Source organism: Kitasatospora purpeofusca (assembly GCF_034043715.1).
GTDB lineage: Bacteria > Actinomycetota > Actinomycetes > Streptomycetales > Streptomycetaceae > Kitasatospora > Kitasatospora purpeofusca_A.
This window is the reverse complement of record NZ_JAXCLC010000011.1, coordinates 35707-53670: the sequence shown is the minus strand read 5'-3', so window position 1 is coordinate 53670 and position 17964 is coordinate 35707. Positions and strand designations below refer to the sequence as shown.

At 74.8% G+C, this 17964-nt stretch carries 9 protein-coding genes; 1 reads left to right on the top strand and 8 read right to left on the bottom strand.

Features of this window, described 5'->3' with window-relative positions; genetic code table 11:
• Positions 1-141 precede the first annotated feature (141 nt).
• The 8 genes from SM793_RS08210 to SM793_RS08175 form a co-directional block, all read right to left on the bottom strand.
• Entirely contained in the window at positions 142-5868 is a 5727-nt protein-coding gene (locus tag SM793_RS08210) for a non-ribosomal peptide synthetase (protein WP_320437390.1), read from the bottom strand.
• Positions 5865-11237 carry a non-ribosomal peptide synthetase gene (locus tag SM793_RS08205; RefSeq protein WP_320437389.1) on the bottom strand — a complete coding sequence of 1791 codons (5373 nt, stop codon included), beginning with the start codon at positions 11235-11237 and terminating at the stop codon, positions 5865-5867. The genes SM793_RS08210 and SM793_RS08205 overlap by 4 nt, the downstream gene beginning before the upstream one ends.
• Positions 11238-11535: 298 nt before the next feature.
• Positions 11536-12405 carry an enoyl-CoA-hydratase DpgD gene (gene dpgD / locus SM793_RS08200; protein WP_320437388.1) on the bottom strand — a complete coding sequence of 290 codons (870 nt, stop codon included), beginning with the start codon at positions 12403-12405 and terminating at the stop codon, positions 11536-11538.
• A gap of 116 nt (positions 12406-12521) precedes the next feature.
• On the bottom strand, positions 12522-13838 hold the full coding sequence (gene dpgC / locus SM793_RS08195) for a (3,5-dihydroxyphenyl)acetyl-CoA 1,2-dioxygenase DpgC (protein WP_320437387.1): 1317 nt from the start codon (positions 13836-13838) through the stop codon (positions 12522-12524).
• A 157-nt stretch (positions 13839-13995) separates the two neighbouring features.
• Complete coding sequence (locus tag SM793_RS08190; RefSeq protein ID WP_320437386.1) at positions 13996-14949, bottom strand: SDR family NAD(P)-dependent oxidoreductase; 954 nt, start codon at positions 14947-14949, stop codon at positions 13996-13998.
• Between the two features lie 130 nt (positions 14950-15079).
• Positions 15080-16264 carry a zinc-dependent alcohol dehydrogenase gene (locus SM793_RS08185; RefSeq protein ID WP_320437385.1) on the bottom strand — a complete coding sequence of 395 codons (1185 nt, stop codon included), beginning with the start codon at positions 16262-16264 and terminating at the stop codon, positions 15080-15082.
• Positions 16261-16536, bottom strand: a complete 276-nt coding sequence (locus SM793_RS08180; RefSeq protein ID WP_320437384.1) for a hypothetical protein — start codon at positions 16534-16536, stop codon at positions 16261-16263. The genes SM793_RS08185 and SM793_RS08180 overlap by 4 nt, the downstream gene beginning before the upstream one ends.
• A 150-nt stretch (positions 16537-16686) precedes the next feature.
• On the bottom strand, positions 16687-17046 hold the full coding sequence (locus tag SM793_RS08175; RefSeq protein WP_320437383.1) for a hypothetical protein: 360 nt from the start codon (positions 17044-17046) through the stop codon (positions 16687-16689).
• A 379-nt stretch (positions 17047-17425) separates the two neighbouring features.
• On the opposite strand from SM793_RS08175, the gene SM793_RS08170 reads away from it, so the two are divergent.
• Positions 17426-17959, top strand: a complete 534-nt coding sequence (locus tag SM793_RS08170) for a hypothetical protein (protein WP_320437382.1) — start codon at positions 17426-17428, stop codon at positions 17957-17959.
• Positions 17960-17964 lie beyond the last annotated feature (5 nt).

Below are 17964 nucleotides of genomic sequence, written 5' to 3'. Positions count from 1 at the left end.
AAAGTTCATGGGAACCACTACTGCAACTAAGACGACTGTAGCAGGCCCGGAGCCGCCGCGGCGGCTATTTCGCCCCCGGTTCGGTCCGGGTCCACCACCGGAGCGCCCGGACCCGGGCCCTCGTCCCACGTCGCTCACCGGTCAATCCGTATGGGGGGAAAGGACGGTGGAGGCTGACAGCCGGCCGGGCAGGGCGCGGTCGGCCGCGGCCTGGAGGGTGTCGAGGTCCTCGGCGATCTCCGCACCGGCGACGGCGTCCGGCAGCTCGTCCTCCATGTACCGCAGGGGGCGGTGGAACAGCCCCAGGACGGCCCAGACGATCAGCAGCAGCCCGCAGGTGACCAGCAGCAGACCGGTGCCGCGGCCGGGCCCGGTACCGAGGACCCGGCCCACGGTGCCCGCCAGCGGCCCTCCCCGGTCCAGCAGGCCCGAGAAGCGCTCGGCGAGGGGCGGGGCGGTGAGGAAGGCCAGCGGGGTCATGGCGACGGCGAGCATCTGGTTGGTGGCGAGCACCCGGCCCTGGAGCTCCGGGCCGACCTTGAGCTGGATGATCGCCAGCCAGTGCGCGTTGAGGATGCTCATCGACGCCCACCAGACGAGTGCGCCCACGGCTGCCAGCGTCACCGACGGACGCAGGCCGACCAGGACGACGCCCAGGCCGACGCCGCTCACGAACCCCACCATGCCGGTCGCCCGCCGCGCGGTGCCGCCCCAGAGCGCCACCACCAGGCTGCCCGCCACGGCCCCGGCGCCGCCGACGGCGGTGACCACGCCCACCGCGGTGGTGCCGCTGAAGGAGAGCAGGCTCGGGACGGTCAGCGTCACCGCGAGCGTGCCCAGGTAGTTCTCCACCATGAAGAACACGATCATGACCAGCAGCGGACGGCGCCGGGCCAGGAACCGCCAGCCGCCGGCGACGGTCCGCGCGAAGGACTCCTCCCGCCGACGGAAGAGCCGGTCGGGGAAGCGCACCCGCAGCAGCGCGGCCAGGCCGACCAGGAACGAGGCGACGTCCACGGCCACCACCCAGGGCAGGCCGACCAGCCCGATCAGCGCGCCGCCGGCCAGCGGGGCGATCAGCGTCCCCAGGCCGGCACCGAGGTTGGCCAGCCCGTTGGCCTGCACCAGGTACGGCTTGGGAACGAGCTGGGCGACGGCCGCCAGGTAGGCCGGGCGCCGGAACGCGGTCACCAGCGACATGACACCCACGATCAGACCGACCTGCCCGAGCCCGAGGCTGCCGCCCCACAGCGCGGCCACCAGGGAGGCCGTGGCGGTCGCGGAGACGGCGTCGCAGGCGAGCATCACCCGGCGGCGGTCGATCCGGTCCGCCACCGCGCCGCCCAGCGGCCCCGCGACGATCGCCGGGAGCATGGCGAGCATGCTGATCAGCGCGTAGTCGAGGACCCGCCCGCTGCGCTGGTACGCCCAGACGCCGAGGGCGAACGAGGTCAGCGCGCTGCCGATCAGCGAGACCGTCTGACCCGCGGCGACGAGGTAGAAGTCCCTGAGGTCCCGCCGCGCCCGCCCGCCGACGACCGTGACGTCCGCGACCGGCTCCGGCAGCAGGCCGCCGGCCCAGGCGCCGAGCCGCTCGCCGACCAGCGCGGCGAGCTGGGCGGCCTGGTGCTTGAGGAAGTAGTGGCCCGCTCGGGGGAGGGTGGCCAGCTCCACCCGGTCGGCGAAGGCTCCCCACTCCGCGAACCGCTCCTCGTAGAGCTCGGTGGACCGGTCGCGTTCGCCGATCACGCAGAGCACCGGGGCCCGTAGCCTGCGGGCGTCGGTCCTGGTCAGTTCGCCGGTGAACCAGCCCTGCGCCTGGTCCACGTCGTGCCGCAGCGCGCGCAGCATGGTCCGCTCCGCCGCGCCGGCCGCTTCTCCGTCGCCGTTGCCAGTGCCGCTGCCACTGCCGTTCCCGGTGCCGGTGCCGGTGCCGGTGCCGTCGTCGTCGATGCCGCCGAGGGTGCGCAGGAAGTCCCGGTAGGCCCGGTCCGACGTCCAGCGGGTGGCCGGGAACTTGCCGCGCAGCCAGGTCGACAGCCGCCCCGGCAGCCGGGCGCCGGGGAAGCTGCCGCCGACCAGCAGTCCCGTCACCGGGACGCCCTCGGCCTCCAGGCGGAGCGCCAGTTCGGTGGCCGCCGCCGAGCCGACGCAGTGGCCGTACACCACCACCGGGCCCGGGACCGGGCCTGCCGACGGGACCGGCCCGGCCCGCTCGACCAGCTCGGCGACGACCCGGTCGATCAGCACGGTCAGCGGGAGCAGCGGCTCGTCCGGCCGTGCCGGGTCGTGTCCCGGCGGTTCCACGGCCAGCACGGCCGCGCCGGGGATCGCCCCGGCCAGTTCCGTGGCGAGCGGGCCGTAGGCGGCCGCCGAACCGCCGCCGTAGGGAAGGCAGACCACGGTGACGGTCGGCAGCCGGCCGGGCGGGGGGCCCGCCAGCCGGTGCAGCAGGCGACGCTCGCCGTCGGGCCCGCCCGCCTCGGCCGCGTCGAGGAAGGCGGCCAGCTCGCGGACGGTCGGCCGGGTGAACAGGTCGATCACCCGGAGCGTCGGGTCGATGGCCCGGACCGCTCGCACCGCCCGGAAGGAGTCGCCGCCCAGGGCGAAGAAGTCGTCGTCGATACCGATACCGGTGCCGGTGCTCGTGCTGGTGCTGATACCGGTGCCGGTGCCGTTGCTGGTGCGATCGGCCGCGCCCGGGTCGAGGACCTGCGCCCAGGCCCGGGCGACGCGCAGTTCGGTCGGCGTACTCGGGGCGATGTGCTCGGTGCCCGCCGTCGGCTCGGGTGCGGGCAGGGCCGACCTGTCCACCTTCCCGTTGGGATTGAGCGGCAGGGCGGGAAGCACGACGATCGCCGAGGGCACCATGTAGTCGGGCAGTCGCCCGCGCAGGGCCGTGCGCACGCGGGCGACGTCCACCGCGGACGCGGGCCCCGCCGGGGTCACCCAGGCGGCGAGCCGTCCGGCGTGGGCCTCGCCGACCGGCAGTACCACCGCTTCGGCGAGCTCGGGCAGGTCCCGCAGCGCCGTGGCGACCTCGCCCAGCTCCACCCGGAAGCCGCGGATCTTGACCTGGTCGTCGACCCGGCCGAGGAATTCGAACAGCCCGGCCTCGGTCAGCCGGACCCGGTCTCCGGAGCGGTAGCACCGAGCGGTGCCGGTCACCGGATCGGGGACGAAGCGCTCGTCGGTCAGGTCGGGGCGGCCGAAGTAGCCGCGTGCCACGCTCGGACCGCCGATCCACAGCTCCCCGGGCACCCCGACGGGCAGCGGCCGGCCGTCGGGATCGACCACCCAGCAGTCCACGTCGGCCAGTGGCCGACCGATCGGAACCGTCCCCGAACGCCGGGTCGGCGAGGTCTCCTCCAGGGCGCAGCCGAGCACGGACACCGTGGTCTCGGTGGGGCCGTAGTGCACCTGGACGGCCAGCTCGGGCCGCGCGGTCCGGATTCTGGCCACCAGGTCCCACGAGCACGCCTCGCCCGCGAGGACGAGCAGCTTGCGTGGCAGCACCCGGCGGAGGTCCCCGTGGGCGGCGAGCAGTTCCAAGTGGCTCGGCACCATTTTGACCGCGTCGACCGGGTGCGCCTCCAGGTAGTCCCCGTACGCCTCCGGGTCGGTCGCCACCTCGCGGTCCACCAGGTGCACCGTGCCGCCGGTGGCCAGCGCGCCGAACAGGTTGGTCAGACCGAGGTCCGCCGCATGGGTCGACACCAGGGCGAACGAGCCGCCCGCGACCTCGCAGCCGGCCAGTCGCTCCGCCACCGCGTGCAGATAGTGCGTGATCTGCCGGTGCTCGACCGTGACGCCCTTGGGACGGCCGGTCGAGCCCGAGGTGAAGATCAGGTAGGCCGGCGCGGCCGGGTCGACGGGCACGCCGGGTGCTCCGCCGGGTTGTTCCGGTGGGCCCTCCGGGGCGGACGGGTCGTCGATGACCAGCAGCTCCGGAGCGGCGCCGGCCGGGCCCGGGCCGCGCCCCGCGAACTCCCGCTCCGCCAGGACGACCCGTGCGCCCGCCGTCGTCAGGATGTCGGCCAGCCGGTCGTCCGGGTAGGCCGGGTCGAGCGGCAGGTAGGTCGCGCCGGCCTTGAGGGTGGCGAGCAGGGCGACCACGAGCGGTGTCCGGCGGTCGGCCAGGACGGCGACCGGGTCGTGCGGTTCGACTCCGGCCGCGAGCAGCCGGTGTGCGAGCCGGTTCGCCCGCCGGTCCAACTGTCCGTAGGTGAGTTCACCGTCGGGGCCCACGACCGCCGTCGCGTCGGGCCGTTCGGCCGCCCAGCGCTCGACCAGGGCGTGCAGCGGCCGGGTGAGGTCGAACTCCCGGCGCGGCCCGGACAGCAGCGGTCCGTCCACCGGTTCCAGCGCCACCTCGCGCACCGGGCGGTCGAGGTCGGACAGTACGCCGTCCAGCAGGACCGCGTACCACGCGGTGATCCGCTGCGCGGTGTGCCGCTCGAACAGGTCGGTGCGGTAGATCAGCGATCCCTCGTAGGTGTCGCCCGCGTCGTGGGCGCCGCCCGGGTCGCCGGTGCTGCCCGTGTCGCCGGTGCTGCGGGCGTCGCCGGGGCCGCTCGACGAGGTGGCCGTGAACGCCAGGTTGAGGTCGAACTTGGCCGTGGTCGCCGGCGGTGCGAAGACTCTCGCCGCCAGGCCGGGGAAGCGCGGCGCCACCGCCGGGGTGTCGATCACGTTGAGGAGGACCTGGAAGATCGGCGTGGTGGAGAGGTCCCGCGCCGGGCGCAGCCGGTCCACGATCCGCTCGAACGGGACCTCGGTGCGGGCGAACGCCTCCAGCGCCACGTCGCGCACCCGGTTGAGCAGTTCCCGGCCGCTCGGCCCGCCCGACAGGTCGGTGCGCATGGTCAGGGTGTTGACGAAGAAGCCGATCGTGCGCTCGGTGTCGGGGTGCCGCCGTCCCGCCTCGGGCACGCCGACCGGCACGTCGTCGACGCCCGACAGCCGGGCCAGCAGTTCCTGCCAGACCGCGAGCAACACCATGAACGGCGTGCAGCCGACCTCGGCGGCCCGCCGGCGCACCTTGGCGGTCAGAGCGGGGGGCAGGACCAGCGGCAGTTCCGCGCCCGTCCGGTCCGCGACCGGCGGGCGGGGCCGGTCGGTGGGCAGGTCGAGGACCGGCTCCAGGCCGGACAGCGCGTGGACCCACCAGGTCAGGTCGGCCTCCGCGCGGGCCGCCTCCTCCGGCCGCCGGGAGAGCCAGTGCGCGTAGTCCGCGTACTGGACGGGCGGCTGTGCGGGAGGCTCGGCCTGTCCGAGCCGGGCCGAGTAGAGGGCCGCGAGTTCCGCCACCGCCACCGTCCTCGACCAGGCGTCGAAGGCGATGTGGTGGACCGTCAGTGCGAGTACGTGCTCGTCGGTGCCGAGCCGGAGCAGCGTCGCCCGCACGGGCGGTTCCACGGCCAGGTCGAACGGCCTGCGGAGGTTCTCCCGCAGCCGGCGGTCGAGCGACTCCCGCCCGCCCGGCCCGGTGAGATCGACCTCGGCCAGCGGGACCGCGTCCGCCGGGCCCGCCACGGTCATCGGCTCGCCGTCGGTCTCGACGACCAGGCTCCGCAGGACCTGGTGCCGCTCGACGAGATCCCGCACCGCCCCCAGCAGTGCGGCGCGGTCCAGCGGTCCGCGCAGGTGCAGCGCGACCGGGATCTGGTAGGCGGTGCTCTCCGGATCCAGGTGGGTGAGGAACCACAGCCGTGCCTGTGCGGCCGACAGCGGGGCCGGAGCGTCGCCGTCCGGCCGGGCGGGTATCGCCGGGGTGCCGCGGGCCGCGGTGCGGCGGGCCGAGGCCAGCCGGGCCCGCAGGGCGTCGGCGAGTTGGGGGTCGCGCCGCTCGGCGGACACCTCGGTCATGCGGCACCGCCCGCGGGGTGGGAGGCGGGGGTGGCGAGGTCGGACGGTGTCGCGAGGTCGGGCGTTGCGACGGGACCGGCCGTTGCGGCGGTGTCGGCCGAAGCGATCAGCTCGGCCAGCAGCAGTGCCTCCAGTCCGGCGGCGAAGTCGGCCAGGACCGGGTGCTCGAACAGCAGCCGCACCGGCACGGCGAGGTCGAGTGCCGCCAGCAGCCGGCCGGTGACCCTGGTGGCCGCCAGCGAGTGCCCGCCGAGCGTGAAGAAGTCGTCGTGGGCGCCGACTTCGGCGACACCGAGCACGGCCTCCCACACCTCGGCCGCCAGCAGTTCGGCGTCGGTGCGCGGGGCGATCCGGTCTCGGCGGGACTCGCGCCCGGACTCACGGTTGGATTCGCGGCCGGGCGCCGGGAGGGCGCCCCGGTTGACCTTGCCCGAGGGCGTCAGGGGCAGGGCGTCGAGCACGACCCACCGCCGGGGCACCATGTGGTCCGGGACGCGGGCGCGCAGGCGCTCCTCGACCGCGGGCGTACCGAAGGCGGTCGCCGCCGAGGGGCCCACGGCGAGGTAGCCGACCAGGTGGGCGTCCGCTCCGTCGCCGAAAACCACGACGGCCGCGTCCGCCACCGCCGGTTCGGCGCGCAGGGCGGTCTCGATCTCGCCGAGTTCGACCCGGTGGCCGCGCAGCTTCACCTGCTGGTCACGGCGGCCCCGGAATTCGAGGGTGCCTCCCCCGGTGTCTCCCCCGTCCTCCGGCCGGGCGGACCCCCATGGCCGCCAGCGGGCCAGGTCACCGGTCCGGTAGCGCCTTCCGCCCGGTGCGAGCGGATCCGGTGCGAGCGGATCCGCGGCGAACGGATCTGCGGCGAACGGATCCGCCTCGAACGCCGCCGCGGTCGCGTCGGGCCGGTTCCGGTAGCCCCGGGCGACGCCCGCGCCGCCGATCCACAGCTCCCCGGTCACTCCCGGCGGCACCAACCGGCCCATGGCGTCGAGCACATAGGCCGTCTCCCCCGGCAGCGGGCGGCCGATCGGCACCGCCTCGCCGACGGGCGTCCCCACCCGGGCCAGAGTCGAGTAGACCGTACTCTCGGTGGGCCCGTAGCCATTCCACAACTCGCCCGTACACGCCAGGAGTTCGCCCGCCAGCCCGGGGTCCATCGGCTCGCCGATGCTGATCACCCGCACCCCCGGCCCTGACCACCGGGCGGCGACGAGCATCCGGAGCGTCGTCGGCGTGGCGGTCATCAACGTCACCCCCGCCCGGTCGATGAACCGCGCGACGGCGTACCCGTCCACCGCGGCTGCGCGGTCCAGCATCGCCAGCCGGAGTCCGCAGGCCAGGCCGACCCAGAGTTCGAACCCGAACACGTCGAAGGCCGGCGAGGTGAGCCCCAGCATCACGTCCTCGGGCCGGATGCCCGGCGTGATCCGCATCGCGGCCACGAAGGCCGCCAGGTTGGCGTGGGTGACCTCCACGCCCTTGGGCACGCCGGTCGAACCAGAGGTGTACAGCACATAGGCCAGACCCTCGGGCGCCACCTCGGGCAGCGTCACCGGCCCCGCGGGTGCACTTTGCAAAGTCCCCGAGAACTTTGCAAAGTGCGCAGCGCACTTTGCAAAGTGCACCCACACGGGCCCGGTGTTGCCCGGGCCGCCCAGATCGAGGACGCAGGCACCGACCGCCTCGGCCAGTTCACCGGCGAGCGCGAGGGTCTCCCCGGCGGCGAGGACGACGGTCGCCCCGGAGTCGGCGAGTTGGGCGCGCAGCCGTTCGACGGGCTGGTCCGGCTCCAGGGGGACGTAGGCCGCACCGGCTCGCAGGACGCCGAGCAGGGCCGCGGGGAGGTAGCGGTCGCGGGGAAGGCAGACCCCGACGGTGAACGATCCCGCCGGTTCCGCCCCGGGCTCGAACGCCGCCGCCGCCGTTGCAGTCATCGTCGCGGTCGCCGTTGCTGTGGCCGTCGCGGTCGGTGCCGCGAGCAGAGACTCGGCCACCCGCCGGGACCGTTCGGCCAGTTCGCCGTAACCGAGTTCACCGGCCGAGTCGGAGACGGCCACCGCGGTCGGCCGCCGGGCGGCCTGTTCGAGTACGGCCGCCACCACGGTCGGCGGACCGTCGGCCGGCAGCGGGGCTCCGGTGCCGGCGGCGAGCAGTTCGGCCCGCTCCGCCGCGCTCACCAGCTCCAACGCCGACAGCGGGAGGTCCGGATCGGCCGCCGCGGCGCCCAGGATCCGGAGCAGCCGGTCGGCGAACGCCTCGGCGTCGGCCGGGCCGAACCGGTCCGCGTCGTAGGCGATCCGCAGTTCGGGCCCCCGCACCGTCTCGTTGACGAACACCGTCAGCGGTGCCTGCGTCCCGCCGCCGGTCGCCTCACCGAGCAGTTCCAGCCGGACGCCGTCGTGCTCCACCGCCACCGGAAGGCCGGCCGGCTGGAGCGAGAGCACCACCGGGGTGCCCATCGTCCCCCGGGGGTGCTCGATGCCGGCCGCCTCGAAGGCGTCCTGCACGGTGAACCCCGGATGGTCCATGACCCGGGCGGTGGTGGCGGCGGCACGGCCGACGGCACTCCGGAAGGACTCCCCCTCCGCCAGCCTCAGCCTGATCGGACTGATGCCGACCAGTGGCCCGACGACCGCCTCCAGCTCGGGCTGCGCCCGGTGCGCCACGGCTGCGCCGAGGACGACGTCGGACCGGCCGGTGAGGCCGGCGACCAGCACGCCGAGCGCGGTCAGGAACGTCGCGAACCGAGTGGATCCGCAGTCGGCCGCGAGCTTGCGCAGCACAGCCGCCGTCCCGGCGTCCAGGGGACGGGCCAGCCGCTCGCCGCCCGGCCGGCCGGGGCCCACGGACTCAGCAGGGAGAAGGTCGTGCGGCGGGACGGCGTCCGCCAACTCCTCCGCCCAGAAGGCCCGCAGCTCCTCGGCCCGCCCGGGCCCGGCGGCGAGCGCGCGCTCGTGCAGTGCGAGGTCGCCGACCTGGACGCGCGGCGGCGCGAGGTCCGGACCGTTGACCGTCCGGTCGTCCGCCCCGCCCGCCAGGCCACCGGCCAGCTCCGACATCAGCACGCCGATCGACCAGCCGTCGAAGGCCAGATGATCGGTCACGACGACCAGTTCGGCGTCGTCCTCGTCGAGCCGCAGCAGCGTGGCGCGCAGGAGCGGTGTCTCGGTGGCGAGGTCGAACGCGTGGCTCGCGGCCGCGCGCGTCAGCTCGGCCGCACGGCTCACCCGCTCCGCCGCGGACACTCCCCTGAGGTCGTGCTCCTCGAACGGCACCGGGGCCGGCGGCCGGACCGAGGCGACCGGCTCCTCGTCGACCGCCCGACCAGGGGCATCCGCCCCGAAACCGGTCAACCCGGCACCGGCCAGCACGACGCTGCGCAGCACCTCGTGCCGCTCGACCACGGCGTCCAACGCGCCCCGCAGCCGCGCCGTGCCCGGCAGTCGTCCGCGCAGGCGCAGCCGGAACGCGATGGTGGTGGCGCGCTCCCCCGGACCGATCTGCCGCAGCAGCCACATCCCCTGCTGCGCCGCCGTCAGCGGGTAGTTGTCCCGCCCGGCATGACGGGCCGGCGCGGGCTCCGGCGCGGTGCCCGCGCGTTCGGCCGACCCGGCTCCCAGCAGCGAGGCGAGTCCGGCGACGGTGGGAGACGCGAGGAAGTCCGTCAGCGACACGGCGGTGCCGAAGTCGCGGCCCAGGACGGCGCAGGCGCGGGCGGCCGCCAGCGAATGCCCGCCGAGCGCCCCGAAGTCGTCGTGGAGGCCGACCTCCGCCGGACCCAGGCCGAGGACACCGGCGACGGTCTGCGCGATCCGCTGCTCGGCGCCGGTGCGCGGGGCGGCGTACTCGGTGTCGACCGCGCGGCCGAACCCGACCGCGGTCAGCGCTGCGCGGTCGGTCTTGCCGGTCGGTCCGACCGGCAGCCGGTCGAGGACGGCGATCCGGGAGGGGACCAGGTGGTCCGGCAGCCTGTCCCGCAGCCAGGCCCGGAGCCGCGCCTCGGTGAGCGTCCGGTCGGCCGACTCCGCGTAGGCCAGGAGGAGTCGGGTGCCGTCCTCGTCGGCCGGCGCCAGGGCGACGGCGTGCTGGACGGCCGGATGCCCCGCGAGCGTCGCCTCCACCTCGCCCAGCTCGATCCGGAAGCCGCGGACCTTCACCTGGTCGTCGATCCGCCCGGCGAAGTGGTGCTGCCCGTCGACCCGCCGTACCAGGTCACCGGTCCGGTAGTGCCGGACTCCGGCGGCGTCCGTGACGAACCGTTCGGCCGTCAGCTCCGGCCGGGCCAGATAGCCCCGGCCGACCAGCGGACCGGACACCCAGAGTTCCCCGACCTCGCCGTCGCCCAGCGGGTTCCCGGCTCCGTCGCGGACCGTGAGCCCGCTCCCCGCGTAGGGAGACCCGATCGGCGGCTCCGCCTGCCCGGCCGCGGGCACCTCGTGCGTCACGCAGCTGACGGTGCACTCGGTCGGGCCGTAGCTCTGGACGACCCGTCGGACACCGGCGTTGGCGTGGATCCGGTCCGCCAGGGCCCTGGTGAGCGGTTCGCCGCCCGCGCGGACGGTGCGCACGCCCGGCGGCAGCGGCTCACGTACCAGCGCGGCCAGCGCGGACGGCGTCCCGTAGACCATCGTGACCCGGTCCCGCGCGGGAAGGGCGGACAGCGCGAGCAGGTTCTCGGCCAGGACCACCGTCCCGCCGCGGAGCAGCGGGAGGAACAGCTGCGTCACCGACGGGTCGAAGCAGACCGACGTGGCGGCCAGCATCCCGCGGAGTTCGCCGGCCGAGTACACCGACGACTCCCATCCCAGCAGGGCCGCCACATTGCGGTGCTCGATCACCACGCCCTTGGGCCGGCCGGTCGAGCCCGATGTGTACATCACGTACGCGGCGTCCGTCGGCGCTCCCCCGCCGTCCGCGCCGTCCGCGCCGTCGGCCTGCTCGTCCGGACCCGGGCCCACCGCCTCGACCAGCAGCAGACTGCCACCAATGGCCCGGAGGACGTCGCCGCGACGCCGGAGGACGGCCGCCGAGGAGACCAGATGCGAGATCCCGGCATCCGCGGCGATGAACTCCGAGCGGTCCGCCGGGTAGGCCGGATCCAACGGCACGTAGGCCGCACCGGCCTTCCAGACGCCCAGCAGCGCGGGGATCAACCACTCGTCCCGCTCCAGGCACACGCCGACCAGCGACCCCCGCCCGACCCCGAGTCGGCGCAGCTCACGGGCGACCGCACCGGCCCGCCGGTCGAGTTCCGCGTACGTGGTCCGGACCGCCCCCGCCACCACGGCGATCTCGTCCGGGACCCGTCTCGCCGTCTCCTCGAACGCCCGATGGACCAGGCCGATCCCGAACGTGCCCGCCGACGCCATTGTCGATCCCCCCTAGTGAACCCGCCATGACACCGGAACCAGCTCTGTCAAGCGTCCCGATGCACTCGAACCCTGAGCGCCGGCCGGCTCTCGCCGCCGCTGCCGCGCGCACGGTCGAGCAACCCGGGAGGGCCCGGCCCGAAGGCCTTCAGGGGCGGGCTCCCAGCGGCGCGCCCACCGTACTGGGCGGTCTCCGGTGGGGTCCAGGGTTGTGATCGTCAGGAACATGCCGCGACAGAAATGCCGCGGTTTCGGTCGGGCGGGTGACTGACGTCCACTCACCCGGTCGGGGCCGCGCCTACCGGCCGGTCCACCGGGGCGCCCGCTTCTCCACGAAGGCGAGCGGCCCCTCCTGCGCGTCCGCGCTGTGCATCCGCTTCTCCTCCCAGACGAAGCGGGTGCGGAACGCCTCCTGGAGCGGCATCGTCCGGGATGCCTCGGCGGCCTCCTTGATCGCCCGGACGGACAGCGGCGCGCAGCGCAGCACGTCCTCGACCCAGGCGTCGACACAGCCGTCCAGGTCCTCGGCCGGGACCACCTCGTTGACCAGGCCGAGCTCGTAGGCCCGGGCGGCGGTCATGGCGCGGCCGGTCAGCAGGTGACCGAGCGCCGCCCGGTAGGGAGCCTGCCGGGTCAGCCGGAAGAGCCCGCCCGCGCCGGCCATCAGCCCGAGTCGCGCCTCGGGCAACGCGAAGGTGGCGTGGTCCGCGGCGACGATGATGTCGCAGGCCAGCGCAAGCTCGAAGCCGCCGCCGAACGCGTAGCCGTTGACGCGTGCGACCACGGGCTTGCTCAGGTCGAACCGCTCGGTCAGCCGTGGCCAGCCCGGCTTGCCGCGGCTCCCGAAGGTGCTCGGTTCCGCCGTCCCGCCACGGACCCGCTCGGCGAGTTCCTTGAGGTCCTGGCCGGCCGAGAACGACCGGTCGCCCGCGCCGGTGAGCACAGCCACCCACAGGTCGTCGTCCCGCTCGAAGTCGTCCCAGACCAGGGCCAGTTCCTCGTGCGTGCGCAGATCCATGGCGTTCAGCCGGTCGGGCCGGTCCAGCGTGATGCGGGCCACCCGGCCGGCCTTCACGTAGTCGACCCGGGTGAGGCCGTCCAGCCGGGGCCCTTCGACCGCCACCCGGTCGGCGGACGTGCCCTCGGCGTCGTCGAGGGGATCGGCCATGTCTGCTCCTCCAGGAAGGTGGTCGTGCGCCGGGCCCGTGGTCGTGCGCCGGGCCCGTGGTCGTGCGCCGGGCCGGTGGTCGTGCGCCGGGCCGGTGGCGCGGGCGAACGGCCCGGTCAGGTCCCGGCGCCGAACTTCGTCGTCTTGTCCATGACGTCCTTCGCGTACAGCCGAAGGCCCTGCTGGAGCGCGAACTCCGCCATGTAGGCGCGGAAGACCTCCGGCGGCTCCTCGGCGAGGTTGAGCATGGCGCGGTTGGCGACCACCGCGGGCGCCGCGAGTTCCGCGACGGCCGTCCGGACCGCCGCGTCCATGTCCGCGGGGTCGACGACCTCGTCGCAGATCAGCCGCGCGTCCGGCTCGGTGGCCCTGATCCGCCGACCGGAGAGGATGACCTGCCGGGCCACCCTGGTCCCGGCGATGCGCGGCAGGCGCAGATTGCCCGCTCCGGGGATGATGCCCTCCTGCGCGGCCGGCAGGCTGAAGAAGGAGTCGGAGGCGGCGATCACCCGGTCGAAGACGAAGAGCAGTTGCATGCCGCCGCCGATGGCGAAGGTGTCGACCGCCGCGATCCACGGCTTCTGCACCGTCCGGGCACGCCGGCCGAACTCCCCCGCCGGCAGCAGCAGTCCGCGCTGGATCTTGCTGAGGTAGCCCAGTTCGCGCCGGAGCAGGAAGTCCACGTAGGAGATCCGGCCCCGGCTGAGGTGGACGAGGTTGATGCCCGCGCTGAAAACCCGGCGCCCCCGGTACTTCGGGTGCGTCATCTCGCCGCCCCGCAGGACGCCGACCTTCACGCCGTCGTCGAGCAGCGCCAGGTCCACGGCCACGTCCATGGCCGCGATCAGGTCGTTGTCCTCGGCGTTGAGGCTGCCGGGGTTGGTGACCGTCACGTACGCGGCCTCGCCGACCCGCTCGACCGTGAGCGTCCCCAGGTCGACAGTGCCGCGGGCGGTGAAGTCCGCCAGCAGGTCGAGCGCCTGCGGCCTCGGGCGCACCAGGGACTCCAGCAGGTGGGCGCCGGCCCGCGGCTGTCGCAGCACCGCGGAGAAGAAGATCGCCTGGTCGATCTCCCGGCCCTCCTTGTCCTGCTGGGCGAGTGCGCGCTCACGGCTCATCTGGGCCTCGGTGGGCACCAGACCGGGGAACATCCCGGCCGCGGCCCGGACCAGCTCGTCCAGCCACAGGTACACCGTCGAGCCCTCGGTCAGCGCGTCGTAGACGGCCTGGGCGTGCTCGTCGAGGAACTCACCGCGGGCCAGCCGCGCGTCCTCCACGGCCGCGTCGAGCCGGGCCTGCTGCTCGGACTCGCGCTCGCGCCTGGGCGGCAGCCCGGCCAGGACCTGCTCGGCGTGCGCGACGCGCGCCGAGGACTCCCGCCAGGCGGTGGTGAGCGGGGTGGACGCGACGTCGGACGGTGAGTTCCTCGACATACCGGCCCTTCTGCCTCGGTCGGCCACAGGGAAGGGCATACACCTGTGACCCGCCCCCCGACGTACAGAACCTATCACCACCCGCCGGGCGCCCAGGAGCTGATGGGCCATCACCGAGACATCGGCCCGGTCGCCGCGCGGCGCGGCGCGGTCCGGCTCAGGGCCGCGGCTCGCCGAAGCGTCGTCCGGCTCGGTCTCCGAGCGCGGTGACGGCCGTGGGAAGCGGGGACTCGGCGGCCGCCTCGCTCCCCGCGACGCTGTGGCGCGGCCTCGGTCCCGGGCCGGGCAGGGCTCGCGCGGTGAGGCCGAGGAGACGGACCGTGGTGGCGGGCGCGACCCCGTGGAGGCGGACCGCGAGCTTGGCCGCCGGGGTGAGGACGATCTCCGCGCGGCGGCGCTCGGCCGCGCGGACGATGGCGTGGGAGGCGCGTTCGGCGTCCATGGACAGGAGCGGCAGGGAGGCCGCGGCGGCGAACCAGGCGTACTCCGCGCCGGGCCTGCCGTGGAACCGGGCGGCGGTGTGCGAGCCGGTCCGCATGAGGCCGGGCAGCACCGTGGTGACGCTCACCCCGGTGCCGGCGAGTTCCGCCCGCAGCCCCTCGGAGAGGCCGGTGGAGGCGAACTTCGCGGTCGCGTACGGCAGCAGGTGGGGTGCGGCGACGCGCCCGCCGATCGAGGAGACGTTGACCAGGGTGCCCTGGGCACTCGCGCGCAGGTCGGGCAGGGCGGCGAGGGTCAGCCGCAGGGGCGCGAAGAGCATGGTCTCCATCGCCTGCCGGAAGTCCTCCTCACGGAGGGTGTCCAGCGGGCCGACCTGGATGACGCCGGCGTTGTTGACCAGGACGTCGAGCCGGCCGAAGTGCTCGTGGACTGCGGTCAGCAGACGCTGGGGGGCGTCGGCGTCGGTGAGGTCGCACGGCAGGGAGGCCGCGTCGGCGCCCGCGGCGCGGAGTTCGTGCTCCGCGGCCGCCAGCCGGTCGCCGTCGCGGGCGCAGAGGAGGACCCGGCAGCCCCGCTCGGCGAGCCGGTGGGCGATCAGCAGGCCCAGCCCGCGGGAGGAGCCGGTGATCAGGGCGGTGCGGCCTTCGAAGCGGTTCGGACGGCGGGTCATGGCGCTCCTCCGGGATCGGTCGGCGGACATCGTCGGCGGACATGGTCGGGGGACGGTCGGGACGAGGGCAGGGCGAGGTCGGGACATGGTCGGGACATGGTCCGGGCGAGGTCGGGACGTGGTCGGGGTCTCAGGGCGTGAAGAGCACCTTGACCGCGCCGTCCTGCTTCTTCTGGAACATCCGGTAGGCGTCCGGAGCTTCGGCGAGCGGCAGGTGGTGGGTCGCGAAGGCGTCCACCCCGAGCGGGTCCTCGTCGGTGAGCAGCGGAAGGATGTCCTCGGCCCAGCGGTGGACGTTGGCCTGGCCCATGCGCAGTTGGAGCTGCTTGTCGAACATGGTGAGCAGCGGGAGCGGGTCGGTCATGCCGCCGTAGACGCCGGAGAGGGAGATGGTGCCGCCGCGCCGGACGATGTCGATGGCGAGGTGGAGGGCGTGCAGGCGGTCGACGCCGACGCGCTCCATCAGGCGGGCGGCGAGCGCGTTGGGCAGGAGGGCCGTCGCCTGCTGGGCGAGGGCGGCGGCGGGTGAGCCGTGGGCTTCCATGCCGACGGCGTCGATGACGGCGTGCGCTCCCCTGCCGCCGGTCATCTCCCGGACGGCGTCGGCCGGGTCCTTGCCGGACTCCTTGAGGTCCAGGACGGTGACGCCGTGGTCGCGGGCGCGCTCCAGCCGCTCCGGCACGAGGTCGATGCCGATGACCTGCTCGGTGCCGCGGTGGCGTGCGATGCGGGTGCACATGTCGCCGATCGGGCCCAGCCCGAGGACGACGAGGCTGCCGCCGTCCGGGACGGCCGCGTACTCGACGGCCTGCCAGGCGGTGGGGAGGACGTCGGAGAGGAAGACGTACCGGTCGTCCGGCGGGCCGTCGGGGACTTTGATCGGGAGGGTGTTGCCGAACGGCACCCTCAGCAGTTCGGCCTGGCCGCCGGGGACCTGGCCGTAGAGCTTGGTGTACCCGAACAGTGCGGCGCCGGTGCCGTACTCGCGGACCTGGGTGGTCTCGCACTGGGAGTGCAGTCCTTCGGCGCAGGTGGGGCAGGTTCCGCAGGAGATGTTGAACGGGACCACCACCCGGTCGCCGGGCCGGACCTCGGTGACGGCGGGGCCGACCTCGGCGACGACTCCCATCGCCTCGTGGCCCAGGATGTCGCCCGGTTCCAGGAAGGGTCCGAGGACTTCGTAGAGGTGCAGGTCCGAACCGCACAGCCCGGTCGTGGTGACCTGGACGACGATGTCGGTCGGATCCTTGATCGCGGGGTCCGGGACCGATTCGATCCGGACGTCCCGTCTGCCCTGCCAGGTCAACGCCTTCACTGTCGGTCACCGGATTCGTCGTCTCGGGGCCGGTCCGCGGCAGCCGGTCCACGGTCGGGTTCGGGCCGGCGGGTCCTCTGTTCGGCGACGGGCTCGCCGGCCCGTACCGTCTTCACCCGCTGGTCCTGCGGGTCCTGCTGGTCGTTCGCCTCCCGCTCGTCGTGCGCGTCCCGCTGGTCGTGCGCGTCCCGCTGGACCGGACGCCCGTGGTCGGCGATGTCGTCGTGGTGGCCGGGTACTCCGCCGGCACCACCCTGGGGGATGTCGTCCATGGCTCCTCCTCATCAGCTCCCGGGCGCCTGCCCTGACGGACCGGCCTCAATCAGGAACGAACGGCCGACCGGCTCCCCGGACCGCCGCGCCCGAGGGCGACGCGCTGCCCGGCGGCACGATGCGGGCCGGGGCGGTACTGCGCCGATCGGTCAGCCGCTCCGCTGCGGGTCGCCGCCCTGTCCTGTGCCCGCGGCCTCGTCCCGCTCGGCACCGTCCCGGTCGGCTTCGTCCCGGTCGGCTTCGTCCCGGTCCGCCTCGTCCTTCGGCGGCGGAACGTAGGGCGTGCGCGGGTCGGCGGCAGCGGCTGTGCTCTCCGCGGTGGCGTCGTAGTCCTGCCGGACCGGACCGTTGTCGGGGCGTCCCGGGTCGGGCCCGTCCGCCGGGTCGGCGTGGTCGGAGGCCCTGTCCCCGTACGAGCGGTCCGCGGGCGGAACGGCTCCGGCGCCGGCGGCCCGGTCGTTCCCGTCCTCGTCCCGCGGGTCCTCCTGCTGAACGTCCTCGTCCGCCATGGCAAGCTCCTGTCGGTCCACGGTGTGCGTGCCCACGCGGCGACGGAGCGCACGGCTCCACCACCCCGTCGGCACCGTGCGGTTGTCCGGGACAGCCGCCGGGCAAACCTCCTCGCCCGGCGCCCTGCCGTCCCCCGGCTCCGGAGGCGCCGACGCGGTGGCCGAGCGTGACGCCCCGCCCGCCGTCCCGCCCGGCCCTCCCGCCCGCCGTCCCGCCCGACGGCGAGCGCCCGGCCGCAGCACGCGGCACGATGAAATGGCCGGACCGTCCCGCCACCGTGTCCCGCCACCGCCACCGCCACCGCCACCGCCACCGGCCCGGGAACGTCCCGCCCAGCTGCCGGGTGTCCCACGGCCTGTCCCACCGTGAGGAGTCGTAGTGCCTCCCCGAACCCCCACCGAGCCGCTGCACATCTACCTGAACGATCACCTGACCGGCGCGTTCGGCGGCGCCGCGCTCGCCGTCCGGATGGCCCGCACCCACCCCGACAGCCCTCGCGCCGGGGAACTGCGACGTCTGGCTCGCGACATCGAGCAGGACCGCGACGACCTCGTACGGATCATGAACCGCCTCGGTGTGCCCGTACGGCACTACCGGACCTGGCTCGGCCTCGCCGGCGAACGCCTCGGCCGGCTCAAGCCCAACGGGACCCTCGTGCGTCGCGCGCCGCTCAGCGACCTGGTCGAACTGGAGGCGCTGCGCACCGGCGTGGAGGGAAAGGCCGCGCTGTGGCGGGCGCTGCGCGCCGTCGCCGACACCGATCCGCGCCTCCCCCGGGCGGAGCTGGACCGGCTCTCCGAGCGGGCCGCCGACCAGGCCCGCACGTTGAAGGGGTGGCACCAGGAGGTCAGCGCCGCCGTCCTCGCTCCCCGTTCCGGGGCGGGTCCCGGCGCGCGCCGTCCGGTTCGGTGAACGTC